The organism is Lysinibacillus sp. GbtcB16 (genome assembly GCF_019091145.1).
GTDB lineage: Bacteria > Bacillota > Bacilli > Bacillales_A > Planococcaceae > Lysinibacillus > Lysinibacillus fusiformis.
Map to the genome: position 1 here is coordinate 1 of NZ_JAGXJV010000138.1, position 444 is coordinate 444.

A 444-nucleotide genomic window follows, 5' to 3' on the forward strand; every position below is an offset into this window, starting at 1 on the left:
TTAAACATCCTGCTTAAAGCGTACGAGCTCAAATGCTCCGCCTCGGCGATTGATTCAAGAGAAAGCTCTTCCATGTATTTCTCGTGAATGACCGTGACGATCCGATCCACGGCTTGCTGCAAGTAAATATCCTGCTTGCGCCTCGTTTCGCGCAGGAAAGGGTGAATAACGCGGGCGAGAAACCATTTTTCAATCTCCTCCGGCTCCTTGATCTGACAGAGCTGATCGTACAAATTCACACCCTCATACAGGCTGTACAGACTCGTGCCCATCTGCATAATGGACCGCTGCACGGAAGCGAGCAGATGCAGCATGCCCTGCTGCACCCATAGCTCCTTGCCGGCATTCATCCGCAGCTCATGCAGAAAGCGGGAGAGAGCTGCCGTCGTTTCCTCCTCTTGCCCCATTCGGATTCCATGAAGCACTTCCTTCTCCAGGTGAAAC

Annotated in this window: 1 pseudogene; it reads right to left on the reverse strand. The window is 52.7% G+C overall.

The window, feature by feature from the left end:
* Positions 1–407 (reverse strand): annotated as a pseudogene (locus KVT27_RS23730) (AraC family transcriptional regulator); the annotation flags it as partial.
* Between the last annotated feature and the right edge of the window lie 37 nt (positions 408–444).